General features: G+C 47.1%; 14 protein-coding genes and 2 tRNA genes. 2 read left to right on the forward strand and 14 right to left on the reverse strand.

All coding sequences use genetic code 11. The features are described 5' to 3' along the window. Positions 1-1,866 (forward strand): hypothetical protein, encoded by a 1,866-nt coding sequence (locus L6475_RS02105; protein ID WP_237822059.1) that lies wholly within the window; start codon positions 1-3, stop codon positions 1,864-1,866. Between the two features lie 123 nt (positions 1,867-1,989). Here L6475_RS02105 and L6475_RS02110 read toward each other — a convergent pair whose 3' ends face one another. Together L6475_RS02110 and L6475_RS02115 are read right to left on the reverse strand one after the other, a co-directional pair. After that, positions 1,990-3,174 (reverse strand): site-specific integrase, encoded by a 1,185-nt coding sequence (locus L6475_RS02110; RefSeq protein WP_237822061.1) that lies wholly within the window; start codon positions 3,172-3,174, stop codon positions 1,990-1,992. A 134-nt stretch (positions 3,175-3,308) separates the two neighbouring features. Continuing rightward, positions 3,309-3,381: transfer RNA gene (locus L6475_RS02115), tRNA-Pro, on the reverse strand. Positions 3,382-3,495: 114 nt separating this feature from the next. On the opposite strand from L6475_RS02115, the gene L6475_RS02120 reads away from it, so the two are divergent. Next, positions 3,496-3,568, forward strand: a tRNA-Phe gene (locus L6475_RS02120). Between the two features lie 106 nt (positions 3,569-3,674). On the opposite strand, the gene L6475_RS02125 is transcribed toward L6475_RS02120, so the two are convergent. The 12 genes from L6475_RS02125 to L6475_RS02180 all read right to left on the reverse strand — a co-directional run bounded on the left by L6475_RS02125 (position 3,675) and on the right by L6475_RS02180 (position 19,484). Further along, positions 3,675-4,151, reverse strand: a complete 477-nt coding sequence (locus tag L6475_RS02125; RefSeq protein WP_237822062.1) for a hypothetical protein — start codon at positions 4,149-4,151, stop codon at positions 3,675-3,677. A 172-nt stretch (positions 4,152-4,323) separates the two neighbouring features. Next, positions 4,324-5,700, reverse strand: coding sequence for a UDP-N-acetylmuramoyl-tripeptide--D-alanyl-D-alanine ligase (murF, locus tag L6475_RS02130; RefSeq protein WP_237822064.1), 1,377 nt, complete (start codon positions 5,698-5,700; stop codon positions 4,324-4,326). A gap of 39 nt (positions 5,701-5,739) precedes the next feature. Then, the gene (gene ftsZ / locus L6475_RS02135; RefSeq protein WP_237822066.1) at positions 5,740-7,065 is read right to left on the reverse strand and encodes a cell division protein FtsZ; all 1,326 of its coding nucleotides are present in this window, start codon (positions 7,063-7,065) and stop codon (positions 5,740-5,742) included. Between the two features lie 52 nt (positions 7,066-7,117). Beyond that, complete coding sequence (gene ftsA / locus L6475_RS02140) at positions 7,118-8,584, reverse strand: cell division protein FtsA (RefSeq protein ID WP_237822068.1); 1,467 nt, start codon at positions 8,582-8,584, stop codon at positions 7,118-7,120. After that, positions 8,578-9,339, reverse strand: a complete 762-nt coding sequence (locus L6475_RS02145; RefSeq protein WP_237822069.1) for a cell division protein FtsQ/DivIB — start codon at positions 9,337-9,339, stop codon at positions 8,578-8,580. Before L6475_RS02145 ends, ftsA begins: the two co-directional genes overlap by 7 nt. 16 nt (positions 9,340-9,355) lie before the next feature. Further along, positions 9,356-10,729 (reverse strand): UDP-N-acetylmuramate--L-alanine ligase, encoded by a 1,374-nt coding sequence (gene murC / locus L6475_RS02150; protein WP_237822071.1) that lies wholly within the window; start codon positions 10,727-10,729, stop codon positions 9,356-9,358. 39 nt (positions 10,730-10,768) lie between these two features. Further along, on the reverse strand, positions 10,769-11,881 hold the full coding sequence (gene murG / locus L6475_RS02155; RefSeq protein WP_237822073.1) for an undecaprenyldiphospho-muramoylpentapeptide beta-N-acetylglucosaminyltransferase: 1,113 nt from the start codon (positions 11,879-11,881) through the stop codon (positions 10,769-10,771). Between the two features lies 1 nt (position 11,882). After that, entirely contained in the window at positions 11,883-13,145 is a 1,263-nt protein-coding gene (locus tag L6475_RS02160) for an FtsW/RodA/SpoVE family cell cycle protein (RefSeq protein ID WP_237822075.1), read from the reverse strand. 52 nt (positions 13,146-13,197) lie between these two features. Further along, positions 13,198-14,529, reverse strand: coding sequence for a UDP-N-acetylmuramoyl-L-alanine--D-glutamate ligase (murD, locus tag L6475_RS02165; protein WP_237822078.1), 1,332 nt, complete (start codon positions 14,527-14,529; stop codon positions 13,198-13,200). Beyond that, entirely contained in the window at positions 14,526-15,797 is a 1,272-nt protein-coding gene (locus L6475_RS02170) for a phospho-N-acetylmuramoyl-pentapeptide-transferase (RefSeq protein WP_237822080.1), read from the reverse strand. Before L6475_RS02170 ends, murD begins: the two co-directional genes overlap by 4 nt. A gap of 9 nt (positions 15,798-15,806) precedes the next feature. After that, the gene (locus tag L6475_RS02175) at positions 15,807-17,264 is read right to left on the reverse strand and encodes a UDP-N-acetylmuramoyl-L-alanyl-D-glutamate--2,6-diaminopimelate ligase (protein WP_237822082.1); all 1,458 of its coding nucleotides are present in this window, start codon (positions 17,262-17,264) and stop codon (positions 15,807-15,809) included. 18 nt (positions 17,265-17,282) lie between these two features. Further along, a complete protein-coding gene (locus L6475_RS02180; RefSeq protein WP_237822083.1) occupies positions 17,283-19,484 on the reverse strand; it encodes a penicillin-binding protein in 2,202 nt (733 codons plus the stop codon). Positions 19,485-19,499 lie beyond the last annotated feature (15 nt).

The raw sequence follows: 19,499 nt of genomic DNA on the forward strand, positions 1-19,499 counted from the left end.
ATGACAGAAGTTTTCCTGAATAAACAAAGAGCCATACTCAAAGAGGACAGCAAACTGAAACTGACCATCGAGAACACCTTTTTTGAGGACTCCGGCAGTTACACGCTCGATGTCACGTTTCCGCTCGACATCGAGGAGAACCGTAAGGTGTTCGGCTCCATCAACCGCATCGAGGTGGCTAAGAGGTTTGTCACCTTCGATGCCACCATCCTCGTGGATTCAAAGATGGTGTTCAAGGGCACAGCCAAGATTACCAACATCAATGATAAGGAAGTCAAACTGCAGATGCTCTCAGGCAGAAGTCATGTGAAGTTCTGGACAAAGGCTGAGAAGATGTATATCGACAGGCTGCACTACGAGTACACGGACAGGAACAACACACTCGAAGGCTTCGTCCAGTACGAAAGTTTCTGGGGGTATCCCATCGTCAAGGCCGGATCATTCCCTGGCAAGAGAGGACAGTTCTGCTATGTCCCGATAAAGGATGTAAACGGGTCGAAACCAGGAGAAGGTAGCTATCAAGGATTGTGGAACGAACACAAACTGATGATATACGGCGATGACTTGATGGTTCTGTCTCAGGGTGGCACGTTTCCGGCTGGCTACACTGTCCAGTACTACATAGAGATCAGTAGACAGTGCATTTGTCCTAATCTGATGTTTGTAGCAAAGTGGATATTCGGCCATCTCGGATATACGGTGAGACGAAACGACCGGGACAATGATTTCGTAAACTCTATTTACATCGCCAATGCTACAAGGACTACAACACAGCCGCGCAACAACTCCAATAATAGTGCTGACGAAGATGCCATGGCCAAGGCGCTGCCGCACTGGACCGTCGAGGAATTCATCAAGCAGTTCCAGAATTTCCTCAACGTAAAGGTCATCTTTGACGACATCGAGAATGCTGTCGATATTGTCGACTCAGTTTACGATGAAGGTTCCATAGATATTACCAACCAGATTGAAGACGAATATGAGGTTGAACTTTTCGACGACGAAGACGCTAAGGAAATGCTGTACGACTCTAACCTGAGATACAAGAAAGGGGCTCTTGGAGGTGAATACAGATTAGACATGATTGACCAGGAGGTTCTTTCGCCATTTACGTTACTGAAGTTCCCGTCGAGTTCTGGAGTCTGGTCTTCTTTTGAATCAATGTCAGTTGAAGAAAGGAAGAAATATGTCTGGCAAGACAATCTGAATGGACGCCAGTATTGTGCGAACAGTGAAGGGAATATGGCGAGTATCAACGCGTTCGGCTGCCTTGTCAGGAATGAGAATAACCAGAACGATATTGAACTAAAGATATCACCCGTTTCAATTACAACAGAGATAAAGATGCCGGTGTTCGAGTTTGGCGGAGGGGGCGGCGCAAAATATCGCGGTGAAAAGAAAACCGAATGTAAACAGACTGTGTTGTGTCTTGAGAACCAATACGAAGCAGCAAGTAAGCCGACAGTTTGGGATGCCATAACTGGAGAAACGGAGTCTGAAGAAAAGAAAGAGGATATCATGCAGGTATTCTTCATGGATGGAAGGGAACATTCGACCGGCTTTTACGCAAGTAAGACACAATACCCTTTTACGGACTTTGTCCTTCAGGATGGGTATTATGGCATCAGCTACTCTTTCAGTCTGATAAGGAATCGCGCAGGATCAATAGGCTACTACCACAAACAGGCTGTCAAACAGAACCGCAACGCAGAGCACCGGTTCAAGTTCAGGGCGAAGACTATCCCTTCTGTTTATTCCATCTTCCTCGTCAGGAACAAACGCTATGCCTGCAAGAAAATGGAGGTGCAGTTCGACAATAAGGGCATGGACGAAAGTATCATGGGATACTTTGAGGAAATCTTCTGAATGCACACAAAAGATAATATTTGCACACGCTTTGCACTCAGGCGCACACCATACCAGCCCACCCTGAGCCGTCATGCCACCGCATTTTGCCCTGGTGGTGTGCGCCTGTGTGCAGCGTGTGCATCAGAATACACCCTTGTAGGATAGAATAAGTGGATTGGCCTCCTTGATGTCCAAGGGCGTATAAGTGTTGGTGATGAGCAGAGAAGAATGACGTGCCTGGTCCCTGACGCTGATGGGGTCGGTATTGGAGCGCAGCATATTGGTGATGCCGGTGTCCTTCAGACTGTAAAACTTGTATTCTGCAGGAAGCTTCAAGTCCTTGCGGACATGGTGGTTCCAGTAGTCACGGAACTGTTTTGAGTCACGCCACTCTTCACCAGGCTTGCACCTGTCACTGAAGAGGTAGTAGTGGCCGGGATAGTCAAAGATCTTCAGGTCGAGCATCAGCCTCACGATATGGTCTGGCAGTGTCAGCACGGCATCGTTGTGGTTCTTGGTCTGCTCTCCATGGAGGATGAGCGTCTTCTTCTCAATCTGGAAGTCGCGCAGCCTGAGAAGCGACATCTCATGCGGGCGCACGAACATATAATGTAAGATATAGCAGGCAAGTAAGAAATACTTGTTCTTCTTTTCTAGATAGGTCCGCACCTCTACCATGTGTTTGTCTGGTATCGTCGTGCGGTTCTTGCCCTGCTTGCGCTTGATGCGCTCCAGCCCCTCGGTAGGATCATCATGAACGTACCTCCTTGACTTCATCCATTTGAAGAAAGAATGAAGCCAAGACAGATAGTTATTATAGGTCAACGGCGCATTGTTGCGTTCGATGAGGATATAGTCCATGAACTTCGACATCACGAACTCGTCTATCTGGTAAGGATAGTAGATGTTGAACTTCTCTATACCATCCCAGTTCTCAAGTATGCTGAGTCGTGAGAGGTAGTCCCTCATCGTTTCTTCCCTGAAGGCTGAGTCGTTGTGCAGTTTCACAACGTACTGCCGGTAGAGCGTACACACCTCTTTCCATGTCGTGAACTGCGCCCCGGCCCTCAGTTCCACCCAAGGATTCCAGCCGCGAACGAGTTTCTGTGTCAGTTCCTCTACAAGTGTCCTGGCATACGAGTTCCTCGCCCGCTGGCTCTTCATGTGGTCGAGCATGATCTTCTTTCTCCGCATCTTGCCCTGAGCAGGGTCAAAAGCATAGAAGTCCACATAGTTTTCCTTGCCTTTGTGGATGACGGGCGGAGTCCATTCTTTCGTTTTATTGCTGCCCGAAGTTGAGTTATAACCAAAAATTTTTTTATCCATCACTCTAAAATTTTTCAGTGCGATGGATGCCGTTTTTGTCGCCGCGTGAAAAGATTGCGTCCGAGTTTCGTCCGACCTTCAGGTGGCGACCAAATGAAAAACCGCCTGTTTAAGGCGGTTTTCCTTGATTTTAGTCGGGATGAGGCGACTCGAACGCCCGACCCCTACGTCCCGAACGTAGTGCGCTACCAACTGCGCTACATCCCGAATGCCCGAAAGCGGATGCAAAGTTACTATATTTTTTCGAGAAAGAATAAGTTTTTAGTTAAAAATTTGCAGGATTCGCAAAAATGTACTACCTTTGCACCCGCAATAAACGATGGTGCCTTAGCTCAGTTGGTAGAGCATCGGACTGAAAATCCGTGTGTCCCCGGTTCGATTCCTGGAGGTACCACAAGAAACGCTCATTTGCCGAAAGGTGAATGAGCGTTTTCTGTTTGAAAAAAATGGAATGATGAGAATCTATGGCTCGTCAGGAAAGGCTGCATAGCTTCGTTCGTTTAGTAATTGTCGAGTACTTCTTTCAGTTTGTTCCTCTTTTTGGACGAGCCGCCTTTTTTGCCGATTAGCTGTAAGAGACCAAGAGGATTGAAACCTTGAAGCGTGGACCGTTGCAGTTGGGCATCGACACTGTTGGTTTTCATGTCGAATTCTATTTTCCTCTTCTTGCCCCACACCGTCACCTCGCCTATGTAGCCTTCCTTGGGAATGAGTTTGATGGTGTCGCCATTGTGGAAGTCGCCGGCATCGACTACGCGGCCAATGAAGGCTGGATGGGAAACGGTGAAACGCTGGAAGGTGTCTTTCAGACAGAATGTGCCGTCCCACTTGGTGAGGGTATCGACGCCCTCGGTGGTATAGATCACAGCATCGCGTATGGGGACACCGGTCTCCATATTTGCTACCACTGCCTCCAGTTGGGCTTGCGCAGAAAGGGCTGTAAGCAGCAAAAAGATTAATGCGATGGTCTGTTTCATGTTTGCAAATATAAGAGAGAAAAGAACTTACAGAAGAATGTTTTTTGTATTCTTAAGATGATTTCAAACTGGGAAAGCATGGTTTAGTTTAATTAAAATAAACTATGCGATACGTACTTATTGGCACGTATCGCATTGTATTGAACAGTCTGTATGATAAACTGTATGGGGGTTACAGCAGTTCAGGCAACTGGTGCAGTTTGGTGCTGTTGCTGCCTTTTACTAAGATGGTGTAGCCCTCGGGCAGTTCGTTCTGGAGGGCTTTCTTCACCTCTTCAACGTCATGGAACTTGCGGTAGTTGCAGTCGGTCTGGGCAAACTCATCGCCAACAAGCCATACAAGGTCGATGCCGCTCTGCTGGATGAGTTGCACGATGTGCTGATGCTCCTCCTGGCTGGTGGGGCCCAGTTCGCGCATATCGCCAAGGATGGCCATTTTCTTCTCGGCCTCGACGCGTTGGAAATTGTCGAGTGCTGCCTCCATGCTTGATGGATTGGCATTGTAGGCATCTACGATAAGACGGTTGTGAGCGGTTTCCAGCAGTTGTGAACGGCTATTGGTGGGATGGTAGTTCTCCAGTGCATGATCAATCTGTTTGCGATCCACATCGAAGTTGATACCTACGGCAATAGCCGCCAAGAGGTTGTCAATATTATAGGCTCCGATGAGTTGGGTCTGTACCTTATGCCATTTCTGTGATGCGCCGCTTTCTTGCAGTTCGGCTAAGGGCTTACGCCAGCGGAACTTCAATAGCGGGCTGTCGCTTGCAACCACCTCGCCACTGATGCAGATTTCCTGTTTTTCCGGGTCGGTAGAGTAGGGCGTGATCCACAATGGATCATCGTCCAGTATCTGGTCAACCAGATATTCATTGTCGGCATCGAGGAAAATAAGTCCGTCTTTCTGAGTGCGAAGGAAGTCGTATAGTTCACATTTCGTCTTGATAACTCCTTCAAACGAACCGAATCCCTGCAGATGGGCACGACCTACATTGGTGATGAGTCCGCAAGTAGGTTCGGCTGTTTCAGCCAGCGTCTTGATGTCGCCAGGATGACTGGCTCCCATCTCGATAATGGCTATCTCATGTTCCTTAGTAAGACGGAACAGCGTTTTGGGCACGCCTACGTCGTTATTGAAGTTGCCTTCTGTGGCCAGTACGTTGTACTTCTCGGAAAGGACGGCACGTATCAGTTCTTTTGTGGTGGTCTTGCCATTGGTGCCAGTGATGGCAATGACAGGAATATTGAACTGGCGGCGATGCTCGCGAGCAAGGTCTTTATAGGTTTGCAGACAGTCGTTGACGAGGATGAGGCGTTTTGATTTCTCTTGTGCTGCAGGATCTCCTGAAGCAGCCAGATTGTCAAGAACCGTTTTCTCGTCGATAATAGCATAGGCACATCCCTTGTCGAGAGCCTGAATAGCAAACTCGTTACCATTGAACGAAGTTCCCTTCAATGCCAGGAAAATACTATCCTTGGGACAGTCACGGCTGTCTGTGGTGATGCAAGGGTGCTCTTTGTAGAGTTGATATAGTTGTTGGATGTCCATTTAGGTGAACCTTTTCACTATTTAATTATTCACTAATCCCTATACGAAGCTGATGGGGCCTTGGAGGTCTGGAGTAGATGTTTCTACGCGTGTGGGCTCCTGAGGAGTAACGGGCTGGCCAATGCTCTCCAGAATTTCACGGGTACGCTTGTAGGTAGGGGTCTGCTCTACGGCTGAGATAATATCGTCGTTATCCAGATCTTCAGGGCGGAAGATATAGATGTTGGGACGGCGCTTATAGCGTTTTCCTGTTTCTGAATCGCCATAGAACTGTCCGCGACGCTCTTCACGCTTAGCTGCCTTCTCCTGTTCCTCAGCCAGTTTGTTGGCATCCTCACGGCTCAGTTTGGTGAGTCGTTCCTGCATACCGTCAACATTGCTCATTCCAAAGCCTGTAGCCAGAATAGTAACCTTTACCTTTTTGCCCAGTTCGGGATCGTTGGCCACACCCCATTTGATTTCGAAATCGCCAAACTTGGCCAGGAACTCATGCACATAGTTGATTTCGTCCATCATGAAGTTGTCCTTCGTATCTTTCTGATCGCAGAACGAGATGTTCAGCAGAATCTTCTTTGAGTTGAAGATGTCGTTGTCGTTGAGCAGTGGTGAGTTCAGTGCATCGTCGATAGCCTTCTTTACACGTTCCTCGCCTTCGCCATAGCCGGTTGACATGATGGCTACGCCACCGTTCTCGAGCACCGTCTTCACATCATTGAAGTCGAGGTTGATGATACCGTGAACAGTAATGATTTCGGCAATAGACTTGGCTGCTACCGAAAGCGTGTCGTCGGCCTTGCCAAAGGCAGCCATAAACGACAGATCGGGGTAGATGCTGCGGAGACGCTCGTTGTTGATGACGAGCAAGGCATCTACATGCTTGGACATTTCCTCTACGCCATCGAGGGCCTGATCAATCTTTCGATTGCCTTCGAAACGGAAAGGAATGGTGACAATACCCACGGTGAGAATGCCCATTTCCTTTGATACACGGGCAATGACAGGAGCTGCACCAGTACCAGTACCACCGCCCATGCCGGCAGTGATGAAAGCCATACGGGTACCATCGCTCAGCATGCGCTTGATGTCGTCAATACTCTCTTCAGCAGCTGCTTTAGCACGTGCAGGACGGTTGCCGGCACCAAGACCTTCATGGCCCAACTGGAGTTTGACAGGTACAGGCGAGTCGTTGAGTGCCTGATTGTCGGTGTTACAAACTACGAAGGTTACATCGTGAATACCTTCGCGATACATATGGTTCACTGCATTGCCGCCACCACCGCCTACACCGATGACCTTGATAATGCTATGTTTCTCCTCGGGAACGCCGAAGTCGAGAATATCGGGAGTTGAAATAATGTCTGACATAAGAATCAATTTACTGTTGTTCTACTTTGCTTTCTTAATAAAATATTAGCGTTTATTCATCGCTTACCATATCCTCGCCAAACTTTCTTGCTTTGCGAGCCAGTTTGTTCCACCAGCTGTTCTCACGCTTACGTTTGCGTTCTTCCTCCTGCTGTCTGCGCATCTCAGCCTCTTCCTCTTCTTGCTTGCGACGGGCTTCGGCCTCTTCCTCTTCACGCTTGCGACGAGCTTCTTCCTCGGCAAGTTTCTCTTCATATTCAGTGCGAATAACGCCAGTAGGTACCTCATGCCCAGCACGCGGTGTGCGGTCAGGTGTATCCCCAAATGTAGCAGTGTTATCTTCGAACAGACTTCTGTTAGGATCGATCTCAGGACCTGCACAGTTGATATAGCCTTTGGCCAACAATCCCAATGCGGTGTTCATCATTCCATTGTGAGCCTTGATGGGTTCGAGGCTGGAGTTGATGGTCATGTTTACGAACTTGGCAGTACGAATCTTTTCAATGCGGGTATGGATGCTGAAAGCCTTCTCAATATTCTTCATGTTTGCACCACCGCCGGTAAGGATGATACCGCCTAAGAGCTTGTCGTAATACTCATTGGGAATCTGTTCGCGTACGTTGAGCACAATCTCTTCCAGTCGGCCCTCAACAATATCAATGAACTTACGGCATTCCACTTGGCGCTCCTGGTCGATAGAGTATTTGAGCGTGTCGTCAATCTCGTTATTGTCAGTATAGGCCGAGGCATATTTCAGTTTCATCTTCTCGGCATCGCTGTCTTCCATCTGGAGTGAGGCAATATCTTTGGTGATATTGTTCGAGCCTAATGGAATGACAGCCAGATGACGGAGCACATTCTTGTAGAATACTGATACGGTAGTTGTGTCGGCACCGATATCTACCAATGCGCAGCCTGAGCGTTTTTCAGCTTCGGTGAGCACTGCATTGGCCAGTGCCAGAGGAGCCAGATACATCTCGACAACTTTGATACCAGCTGTTTCAAAGCACTTGTTTAGGTTTTGGAAGAACGACTTACGTTCCAGAATGTTCAGGTAGTTTCCTTCCAGATGTGAAGCACGGATGCCTACAGGGTCGAGCTGCATCTGAGTGTCAACCTTGTATTCCTGTTCGGCCACATCAAGAATCTTCTGGTCAGGGTAGTCCAGATTACGGTTGTTCTCCATCAGTTCAATCACCATTTCCTGTGTGATAATGGTATCGGCCGGCATTTCCTTGGTGACCACATTGCGCACACCGCGAATAGACTGTCCGCCTACACCTACGAATACTTGTGTGATGTGAGTCTTGAGAAGATTCTCCAACTTCTTAACGATGTTGGTGAGGCACTGTGCTGTCTTGTCAATGTTATAGACAACACCTTTTCTAATGAATGAAGACGAATCTTCAGAGGCCAGAGCCAGGACGCTAATACTGCCGTCGGGCTTTTTTTGACCAGCGATACCGGTCACCTTGGATGAACCGAGTTCGATAGCAACGATGAATTCTTTCTCTACCATATCTGTGCTTTTTTAACTTTGTTCTTTTTGCAAATAATTTGATTGTCAAATTCTACGCTGATGCGTGAGTAGCGGTTCCAACCGGCCTCATTCAGACCGTAGCGGTAGAATTTGCGTAACCGCTCAAGTTTAGTAGCCACTTTCGTGGGCTGTCCTAAATAGACAATATGTTCTCCCACGCGTGGCACTAATTCAACGGAATGGTCTTCAAGTATGTTGATTTGTTCAACTTGATTCCGCCAGAAATTGTCTTTCAGTATAGTGGCAGCTAATGGGGCCAACACTTTCGATGCATAGTGCTTGCTGATGTGACCTGTAGCAATAAGCAAATCGCAGGTGTAATTGCTGTGTGGCATCACCTCATGGTGACTGTCAACATAGTAGTCGTCTCCATTTTCGGCCATGACACGCACAATAGGGATGCGCTGCTTGATGTTGATGCACAGCACGCCGTCGAGGGCTTTATAGCACTCAGCATTCTCAATCAGATCGTTGCCCTGAAGAATCTCCTCTATCTGTCTGGTGTTGATGAGCTTCATGGGCTGTGACAGCAGTGAAAGCTTCGCCTGACCAAGTATCTTACGTACATCTTTCTCACTGAGGAACCCTTCTTCTGATTCCTTACAGATGTTGATATGGATGTCGGTACAGATGTCTTCTGCCTCGTCAGGCTTGATGAACGACATCATGACCAGCACCAGATAGACTCCGATGACCGTGTCGAGGGCAATGATGATTATTTTCTTCCAGTCCATAGCCGAAAAGATGTTATTATTTCTCGTTCAGAATCTTTGCCATTTGTGGCACCATATTGTCTAAATCGCCTGCACCCAATACGATGAGTACATCAAAAGAGCGTTCTTTCACTAAGTCAAGAACTTGGTCTTTGTTGATGAGCTGCTTCTTTACGCCGGGCTTCAGGTTGTCGTAGATAAGTTGTGAGCTGACTCCCTCTATAGGTTCTTCGCGTGCAGGATAGATATCGGTCAGGATCACTTCGTCAAGTTGGCTGAGCGCATCAGCAAAGTCAAGATAGAAATCACGAGTGCGAGTGTAGAGGTGAGGTTGGAAAATAGCTGTAATATGACGGTCCTTGTACAGTTCGCGGATGCTCTTGGCACTCTGATAGATTTCTTTTGGATGATGGGCGTAATCGCTTAGGAAAACTAACTTGTCGGACTTGATCTTAAAGTCAAATCGACGGTCAACACCGCCAAAAGTCTTCATTCCATAGCGGAGTTCATCGGCATTACAACCAGCCAGTTGTGCCATCGCCATTGCTGCAATACCATTCTCAATGTTAATGGGAATAGGCTGGCCCAGCTCAATATTCTTAATATTTTCGATGGGCGAGATGAAATCAAAGGTGATGGTACCATTTTCTATGCGGATGTTCTCAGCATGGAAGTCGCCTTCGTTGAGGCTATAGTCGTAACGCTTCACTCCATCCTGTATGTTCTCTTTCATCTCCAGATTGCGATGGATAATGAGTGCACCGCCAGGAAGAATGAGTTCTGAGTAGTGACGGAAACTATCCAAATAGGCTTCCTTTGTTCCATAGATGTCTAAGTGGTCAGGGTCTGTTGAAGTGATCACTGTCATCCAAGGTGAGAGCCAATGGAAAGAACGGTCAAACTCATCGGCTTCAATAACGACATAGTCCGATTGGCTCAAGATATAGTTCGTGCCATAGTTTTTGGAGATGCCGCCAAGGAATGCGTTGCAGTCCAGATGACTCTGATGCATAATGTGAGCACACATGGTCGATGTGGTGGTCTTTCCATGAGTGCCTGCCACGCAAAGACCTTTCATGTGGCGGGTCAGCGTGCCTAATACCTGAGCTCGTTTTTGAATTTCAAAAGCGTTCTCGCGGAAGTAGGTCAGTTCTGCATGATTATCAGGAATAGCAGGGGTATAAATTACCAAACAGGAATCTTTTTGTTTGCAGGCAAAAGGTATTTCATTCACATCTTCTTTATAGTGAATAAGCATGCCTTCCTTCTCCAGTCGTCGAGTCAGCTCACTGGGTGTTTTGTCATAGCCGGCAACGACCAGACCGCAATTGATGAAATAACGGGCGATGGCACTCATGCCAATACCACCGGCACCAATGAAATAGACTGATTTAATATCTTTTATTTCCATCTTCTTTTATGTTCTCTTGTAGCCCCAGTCTTTTTCAGTTTAGTGGGCTTGGGCAAGTTTTAATACTTCTTTTGCAATAACTTCTGCTGAGTTGGGTAATGCCATTCTAAGAACATTCTTGCTCAACAGTTCCAGTTTGAACGAATCTCTTACGGTGTTGATAGCCAAGCTGATCAGTTTCTCGGGTGCTTCGCTGTCCTTCACATATAGTGCTGCATCGCGGTTCACCAAAGCCATCGCATTCTTTGTTTGATGATCCTCTGCCACGTTCGGACTTGGTACAAGGATAACAGGCTTACCAATGAGACAGAACTCTGAGATACTGCTGGCACCGGCGCGACTGATGACTAAGTCGGCAGCTTTATAAGCAGCAGCCATGTCTGAGATGAAGTCTGTTACGATGAGATTCTTAGGACACCCTTTTGCTTTCAGTTCTTCAGCAATTTGGTTGCTATAGTACTTTCCCGTTTGCCAGATAAACTGTAAACCGGATTCGCTGATTTCTTTCAGATGTTGCAAAACACTCTCGTTGATGGTACGTGCTCCTAAGCTTCCTCCCACCAAGAGAATTGTCTTTTTCTCCGGATCAAGTCCGAATGTAGCTACAGCTTCTTCTCGGGTAATCTTTGATTCGAGCAGTGCCTGACGTACAGGATTTCCCGTCAGCATAATTTTCTCAGCAGGGAAGAAACGTTCCATTCCTTCATAGGCCACGCAGAATTTCTCTGCTTTATGAGCTAGACGCTTATTGGTTAGTCCAGCATAACTGTTCTGCTCTTGCACAAGACAAGGAATGTGCATGTCGTAAGCAGCCCCTAAAGTTGCACTGCTGGCATAACCGCCAACTCCTACAGCTACCTGAGGGCGGAACTCGCGCAAAATCTTTCTTGCCAGCCATTTACTGCGTAAATAGTCGATGGCCACACCGATATTGGCCGGTTTCCACAATGGGCGGAGCAGACCGCGTATGGGCAGACCTTTTATGTCATAGCCTGCAGCAGGGACACGCTGCATTTCCATGCGACCTTCTGCACCGACAAACAGTATCTTTGCATCGGGGCGTAGTGCTTTAATAGCGTTTGCTATTGATACGGCTGGGAAGATATGACCTCCGGTACCGCCTCCGCTGATGATGACTCTTAGTTCTTCCATATTATTCTTCATTATTATTAGCCGTGGCTGTGTCAACACGTTTAGCCGAGCGGCTGACGCTGAGGATGACACCAATATATGCGCAATTGATGATGGTAGATGTACCGCCTTTTGAGATGAGGGGCAATGGCTGACCTGTTACTGGCATCAGTTCGACTGCCACCATCATGTTGATTGTTGCCTGAATAACAAGCATCAAGGCAAGTCCCATCACAAGGAATGCAGGGAAGTTGTTCTCGCAGCGTCGGGCTATACGTGCTGTTCTGAACAGTAGTATGACATAGAGTAGAACTACTGCTACTGCTCCGATAATGCCCATTTCCTCAATGATGATGGCATAGATGAAATCGCTGAATGCCTGTGGCAGAAAGTCGCGCTCGGTAGAGTTGCCAGGTCCTTTGCCAATAATTCCTGATGAGGCAATAGCTATGTTGGCATGGCCTACCTGGAAGTTCTTGTCAATATCGTATTTGTCGGCAGGAACATCTTCACCACCAGAATGATTTAGAATACGGTTGCGCCATGTGGCAAAGCGGTGGAAAATACCTCCGCCCTTGATTTCGTCCATTTTACCTTGTGCTGCTGCCTGTTCGGTGGGCGGATTTTTTTCGTCTTCAACTTGTTCGATGGTGCCTAACGTAAGAACCAGCGTGAGGAATACTCCGATTACAATCACGCCTGCTCCCATCAGCTTGCCCAACTGCATGATGGGCACACGTCCAAGGAACATCATTAAAAAGATAACCATCGAAAGTAAAGCTGCAGTAGAAAGGTTTTCTATGCCAATCAGGAATACGGCCGGTAATACGATAAACATCACGTATTTCATGGCTTTCTCATCAGCACCTTTTCCGTCAGGGCGTTGCATGGCACTCAGTATCTGAGCTGTGGCCAATACCATCGTTCCTTTGGCAATCTCAGAGGGTTGGAAAGTAAATCCCGCCAATTTGATAACTCGGTTGGCGCCGTTGATGCTCTCTCCGCCTATTAGTACCCAGAGTAGGGTGGCAAAAGATATGAACAGCATGAGCGGCGTTACTATTTTGAAGTAGCGGCAGGGGATGTTGAGGGTGACGATGACAACGAATAGTCCGAACAGAATCATTCCTGAGTGGTAGATGAGCGGACTGAGGTAATTCTGCGATTTGTAAGTCAGTGTGCTGGAGGCTGAGAATACTTCTACTACACTGATCAGACAAAGAAACAGAAACACCATCCAGATGCCTTTATCGCCTTTGAATAGATTGCCTATTTTTTTGTTCATTGTTATGTATCTTTTACTTGTAGTACCAACTATACTGGTTGTACTAATTGATTCAGAGGTTTCTTACCAACTCTTTGAACTGTTCACCACGATCTTCCATGTTTTTGAAGAGGTCGAACGATGCACAGCAGGGTGATAGTAATACTGTTTCTCCCGGTTGAGCCAACTCGTAACAGGCTTCAACGCACTCTTTCATTGAATGGGTGTCACGAACGGGAATGCCCAACTGGTCGAAATTGTCATGCAGTTTCTTGTTGTCGGCACCTAAATACACAATTGCAGAGCATTTCTCCTTGATGAGTGGCTTGATGGGCTCGTAGTCATTACCTTTGTCCTTACCGCCCACAATGAGTACCACTTTTGTTTTCATGGAGTCGAGTGCATACCAGCAAGCATCTACATTCGTTGCCTTAGAATCGTTTACGTAGTTTACGCCACGAACGGTAGTCACTTTCTCTAATCTGTGTTCCACGCCAGGGAAATCGCTCAACGACTTGCGGATAATCTCTTTTTTGATACCGGCAATATCACCTGCGATACCAGCTGCAAGTGAGTTGTAGATGTTATGACGCCCGGTCAGACTCAGTTGCTCTTGCTCCATGTTGAATGGCTCGGGCTGCTCAATAACGTATTGTCCTTTTTCAATATAACCGATACTTCCCTTTTCGCGCAGTTCTGAGAAAGGATATTTGATAGATTGAATATCATATTTCTCCAACTCTTTCTTGATGATGGGATCATCGTTCCAGAAAATGAATGCATCATCCTTTGTCTGATTCTGCAGAATGCGCATCTTTGCATCCACATAGTTCTGCATCTCGAAATTGTAACGGTCCAGGTGGTCGGGAGTGATGTTCAGCAGAATGGCAATGTTGGCACGGAAGTCGTACATATTGTCCAGTTGGAACGAGCTCAACTCAATGATATAGTACTCATGTGGATCTTCAGCCACCTGCAAAGCGAGTGAATGGCCGATGTTTCCAGCCAGTCCGCAGTCGTAGCCAGCCTCTTTGAATATATGATAAATAAGACTTGTGGTTGTTGTCTTTCCGTTTGAACCAGTGATACAAATCATCTTTGAGTGAGTGTATCGACCGGCAAATTCTATTTCACTGATGATGTGAATACCCTTAGCGATGGCTTTCTGAACCATCGGAGCAGTATCGGGAATACCAGGACTCTTAATGATTTCATCGGCTACCAGGATCTTTTCTTCCGTATGCTGACCCTCTTCCCATGCTATCTGATGCTGGTCGAGCATCTCCTTGTAGCGTGAAGCAATCTTTGACATGTCTGATACAAACACGTCAAATCCCTCTTTCTTTGCCAGTACGGCAGCTCCTGCACCGCTTTCACCGGCTCCTAAAATGACAATCTTTTTCATCGCATCTTCAGTGTTATGATAGTTATTGCTGCTAATATAATGGTTGTAATCCAGAAACGGATTGTGATTTTCGATTCATGGAATGGGCGGTGAGGCCATCCTTTCAGAATATAGCTTGATGTCTGGTCAAGTTGTGAATCCAGTTTGCGGAAATTATCGTGAATAGGAGTTGCGCGGAATACACGTACGCGGCGTCCTTTTCTTTTCTGTATCTTGAACCATTGTGTCTGGATGATAACACTCAGGCTCTCAACAAAGAATATTCCGCAGAGAATGGGAAGAAGCAGTTCCTTGTGAATGATGACTGCACATACACCGATGATTCCGCCGATGGTCAGCGAACCGGTGTCGCCCATGAATATCTGTGCAGGGTAAGCATTGTACCATAGGAAACCGATCATGGCTCCAACAAATGCACAAAGGAATACAACGAGCTCCTCTGTGTGTGGAATATACATGATGTCAAAATAACTGGCATAACCTATATGTGAGGAAACATAGGCCAGTATGCCTAAGGCTACACCTATTATCGCTGAGTTGCCGGCACACATACCATCCATTCCATCATTCAGGTTTGCACCGTTCGACACGGCAGTCACTACGAGGATGGTCATTATCACAAAGAGAACCCATCCGGCAGCCACCTTGTATTTTCCACAGAACGACATGACTTCGGAATAGTTCAAGTTGTGATTCTTAATGAAAGGAATTGTGGTATGAAGCGATTTTACCGCATCTTTCTTATGCTTCACTACCACCTCCTGATTGTTCTGTACCACGTTTATGTTTTCGCGAACCACTACATCAGGGCTCAGCCATAGTGTGAGGCCAACGATGAAGCCGATACTTACCTGTCCTACAATCTTGTATTTTCCTTTCAGTCCTTCCTTGTCCTGACGGAAAATTTTAATATAGTCGTCGAGGAATCCTAAGAATCCCAGCCATACTGTAGTCACAATCATCAGTAAGAGATAGATGTTGCGCAGACGGCCAAATAATAGGATGGGAACCAAAAGAGATACTATGATGATGATGCCACCCATAGTGGGTACACCTTTCTTCTCTACTCCGAATGGGTCGATAGCAGGGTCACGCTCGGTTTCAAAAATCTTGCGACGTTTCATCCATTTGATGAAATACTCGCCAAACCAAGCCGAGATAAGCAGTGACAGGATGAGGGCTAACAGCGAACGGAACGAGATGTAGCTCCACATGTGAGAGCCCGGGATGTCAAATTGCTCTAAGAGTCTGAAGATATAGTATAACATAGGTATTTCTTATTTAAACAATTCTCTTACTACTTCGCGGTCGTCGAAATGGTGTTTCACACCTTTTATTTCCTGATAGTCCTCATGACCTTTTCCGGCAATAAGGATTACATCACCTTTCTGAGCCAGCATGCAGGCCGTTTTGATAGCTTCCTTACGGTCAACGATGCTGATTACTTTCTTCATCTGTTTCTGATCCAAACCGGCCAGCATATCGTTGATGATGTCTTGTGGCTCTTCAAAGCGAGGATTGTCGCTGGTGATGATTACACGGTCACTCTGTTTTACAGCCTCCTGAGCCATCAATGGGCGTTTTCCTTTATCGCGATTGCCTCCAGCACCACATACGGTGATCACCTTTCCTTCTTTTCCTTCCAGCACTTCGTGGATGGCTTTCAGCACATTGTCCAAAGCATCTGGTGTATGGGCATAGTCAACAATCGCTGTTACACCCTCCTCTGAACGGATAGGCTCGAGTCGGCCAGCCACACTCTTCAGCGTACTCATCACTACCAGTATGTCCTCTGGTTGTTTGCCCAACATGACGGCAGCACCGTAAACAGCCAACAAGTTGCTCACATTGAACTTTCCAATGAACTGTACACCCACCTCGTGACCATCAATTTCCAAATACATACCTTCGAAATGGCATTCCACGATGCGAGCCCTGAAATCGGCCATTGAACGGATGGAATAGGTCTTTACAGTAGCTTTGCTGTTTTGTACCATGTACATGCCGTTTTTGTCGTCGGCATTGGTGATGGCAAATGCATCTTTTGGAAGCATGTCGAAGAAAGCCTTCTTTGCATCGCGGTAGTTCTCTACCGTTTTGTGATAGTCAAGATGATCGCGTGTGAGATTGGTGAACAGCCCACCTGCAAATTTCAGTCCGCCGATGCGCTTTTGAGCAATGGCATGACTTGAGCACTCCATGAATGCGTATTCGCATCCTGCTTCCACCATTCGGCTGAGCAGTCTGTTCAGCTCAATTGGGTCGGGAGTGGTGTGGTCGGCAGGGATGGCCTCACCGTCAACATAGTTGCATACCGTAGAGAGTAGGCCACATTTGTGGCCCATCTTACGGAACATATTATATAATAAGGTGGCGATGGTTGTCTTTCCGTTGGTGCCAGTAACACCTACCAGCTTCAGTTTCTCTGAAGGCTTTCCGAAGAAAGTGGTGGCTACTTTTCCCACATTGTCTTCTGTAGAGTCAACCTGAACGAAGGTTACATTCTTTTGGTCTTTTGCATTCTGAGGAAGGTCTTCACACAGAATGGCAGCAGCTCCTAATTCGATAGCCTTGTCTATATATTTGTGTCCATCGGTCACAGTTCCTTTGATGGCCACAAACAAATGGCCGGCAGCAATGCGCCTTGAATCGATATTAACATCAGTAATATCGATGTCTGTGTTGCCGATGACGTTCAGCGTTTTGATGCTCTGTAGTAGTTCGCTCAGTCTCATAAGCTATATATATTTCTGTTATTGTAAAACTAATTCGCAGGTCATTCCCGCGTGGATGGGCATTCCGTATCCGATGCTTTGACTCTTTACCTGTCCTCTGCCTTTCAAGCGTACTTTCAGGCCGTTTGACTCAAGCAGATATACGGCATCGCGTGCTCCCATTCCAGTTACATCGGGCATACTCTGTTCTGGATGGGCTTCTTTGGTCAGTTTCACCGATTTCTCGGTGCTTGATGCTTTTCCCCAAATGGGGTTGCCCTTTGCATAATTTCCATTCCATCCGCCGTTGGTGCTCACATTCAACTGGTCCAGTACATAGTCTGCAGCCAATATGTTTCCTTTCTTAACTTCAGGAATCATGACGGATGAGGCATCGCGTGCGTCTTCAACGCGAAGTTTTAAGTATTGCGCCATCACACCTTCAGAAATCTGGTGGAATACTGCGCCTGCCATACCACCGCCTGATGCGGGCAGTCCTGGCTTTTCCAGACAGACGATACAAGTGTATTTGGGATTGTCGGCAGGGAAGAAACCTACAAACGACAACCAATACCACATGGTACCAGTCTTGTATCCGCCAACACCCTTAGACACCTGCGCTGTACCAGTCTTGCCTGCTACCTTGAACGAGCGTGATCCAGCCTTGCGGCCTAATCCTTGACTAACCACGTGTTCCAGTACAGTCTGCATGGTTTTAATTGCCTGTGGTTTGGCTATCTGCTGTTTGATGACTTCTGGCTGTGTCTGGTAGATCACCTCACCATCCTTGACAATCTGCTTGATGAAGCGTGGACGCATCATCTTGCCATCGTTGGCAATCGCATTATAGAAAGCCACTGTGTTGATTGGCGCAATCTGTGTCTCGTAGCCTATTGACATCCAGGGTAGGGTGGTCTTACTCCAATACTCGGCCTTGTTGGTAGTCTTGGTGTTTGGCATACGAATCCTTGGAGGCAGATAGCCTACCAGCGGCAGTTTCAAGTCCTCGTTGATGCCCACCCGATACAGTCCCTTTACATATTTCTCAGGGTGCTCGTGATAGAATTTGTCAATGACATAGCTCACACCGATGTTCGAGCTTACTTCCAATGTGCGGGCCACGTTGATGTCACCATATCCACCGCGGTACCAGTTATGGTCTTTCATGTTGCTTCCATGCATGTTCATGATACCATTGCCGGTATGAATCACATAGCTGGTATCAACCACTCCGTCGTCTAATGCTACCAGGAACGAGGCCGTCTTGAATACTGAACCCGGCTCGCAACGATGACTGATGGCTTGGTTTACTATCTCACGGTATTCGCCATCCTCACATTTTGTCATGTTGACAATAGCTTTTACATCGCCGGTCTTTACCTCCATCAGAATGGCTACGCCCATCGATGCGTTGTCTTTCTTCAATTCTTCTATCAGGGCGCGTTCGGCCAGGTCTTGCATGCCCACATCAATGGTAGTCACAATGTCGGCTCCGTCAATAGGAGGCGCTACAGTCACTTTTACGAATTTGTTGCGCACTTTCTGATGATGAGCAATACCATTTGTGCCACGCAGTATTGAGTCGAACGATAGTTCAAGACCGCATTTAGCCGAGTCTATAGCACCGAACATGGTACCTACTGTACGCTGAGCCAGTGAGCCAAACGGGTGGCGGCGGGCATTGAAGTTCTCGGTATGAAATCCGCCTTTGCCTGGTGAAAGACAGAAAATAGGAAGTTTCGACACCTCTTTATATGTTCCATAGTCTATACGGCGAGGCCAGATAGGCCAGTGGCGGGCACCTACGCTGCCGTCTTTCATCACCTTGCTACGGCCTTCAAGCAGGTTTTTCTTGAACTCTTCAGCAGTTCGGGTTGGGAATATCTCGTGCAGACTGCTGCAGATGGTGTCGATATTCTCTGCCCAGAGAGTGTCCAGCTTGTGTATAACGGCGGTGTCCAACGGCTGATTCTTCAATTTGCCAGGTTGGAAATCTATGAATATCTTATACTCGGGAATACTTGAAGCCATGAGCTGTCCGTCGCAACTGAGAATATTTCCACGGGTAGGCTTCTCGCTGATACTGTCGCGTTTCATCTTTGAAGCCACAACATCCCAGTAGTTCTTCTTTGCTGTCATAATGTAGCCGGCCTTCGCAATGATGACCATGCCCAGCAGTGTCAGGAATACTGCGACGCTCAGATAGCGTGGAATTACTTTTTTACTCTCAAACTTGCTCATAGTTTTTTCTTTTTC

The organism is Prevotella sp. E9-3 (assembly GCF_022024015.1).
In the GTDB taxonomy this organism is placed as follows: domain Bacteria; phylum Bacteroidota; class Bacteroidia; order Bacteroidales; family Bacteroidaceae; genus Prevotella.

Bases quoted from the DNA above. Each gene is read 5' to 3' on its own strand.
- L6475_RS02105 (WP_237822059.1), top strand. From the start codon at position 1: ATGACAGAAGTTTTCCTGAATAAACAAAGAGCCATACTCAAAGAGGAC.
- L6475_RS02110 (WP_237822061.1), bottom strand. From the start codon at position 3,174: ATGGATAAAAAAATTTTTGGTTATAACTCAACTTCGGGCAGCAATAAA.
- L6475_RS02125 (WP_237822062.1), bottom strand. From the start codon at position 4,151: ATGAAACAGACCATCGCATTAATCTTTTTGCTGCTTACAGCCCTTTCT.
- murF (WP_237822064.1), bottom strand. From the start codon at position 5,700: ATGGACATCCAACAACTATATCAACTCTACAAAGAGCACCCTTGCATC.
- ftsZ (WP_237822066.1), bottom strand. From the start codon at position 7,065: ATGTCAGACATTATTTCAACTCCCGATATTCTCGACTTCGGCGTTCCC.
- ftsA (WP_237822068.1), bottom strand. From the start codon at position 8,584: ATGGTAGAGAAAGAATTCATCGTTGCTATCGAACTCGGTTCATCCAAG.
- L6475_RS02145 (WP_237822069.1), bottom strand. From the start codon at position 9,339: ATGGACTGGAAGAAAATAATCATCATTGCCCTCGACACGGTCATCGGA.
- murC (WP_237822071.1), bottom strand. From the start codon at position 10,729: ATGGAAATAAAAGATATTAAATCAGTCTATTTCATTGGTGCCGGTGGT.
- murG (WP_237822073.1), bottom strand. From the start codon at position 11,881: ATGGAAGAACTAAGAGTCATCATCAGCGGAGGCGGTACCGGAGGTCAT.
- L6475_RS02160 (WP_237822075.1), bottom strand. From the start codon at position 13,145: ATGAACAAAAAAATAGGCAATCTATTCAAAGGCGATAAAGGCATCTGG.
- murD (WP_237822078.1), bottom strand. From the start codon at position 14,529: ATGAAAAAGATTGTCATTTTAGGAGCCGGTGAAAGCGGTGCAGGAGCT.
- L6475_RS02170 (WP_237822080.1), bottom strand. From the start codon at position 15,797: ATGTTATACTATATCTTCAGACTCTTAGAGCAATTTGACATCCCGGGC.
- L6475_RS02175 (WP_237822082.1), bottom strand. From the start codon at position 17,264: ATGAGACTGAGCGAACTACTACAGAGCATCAAAACGCTGAACGTCATC.
- L6475_RS02180 (WP_237822083.1), bottom strand. From the start codon at position 19,484: ATGAGCAAGTTTGAGAGTAAAAAAGTAATTCCACGCTATCTGAGCGTC.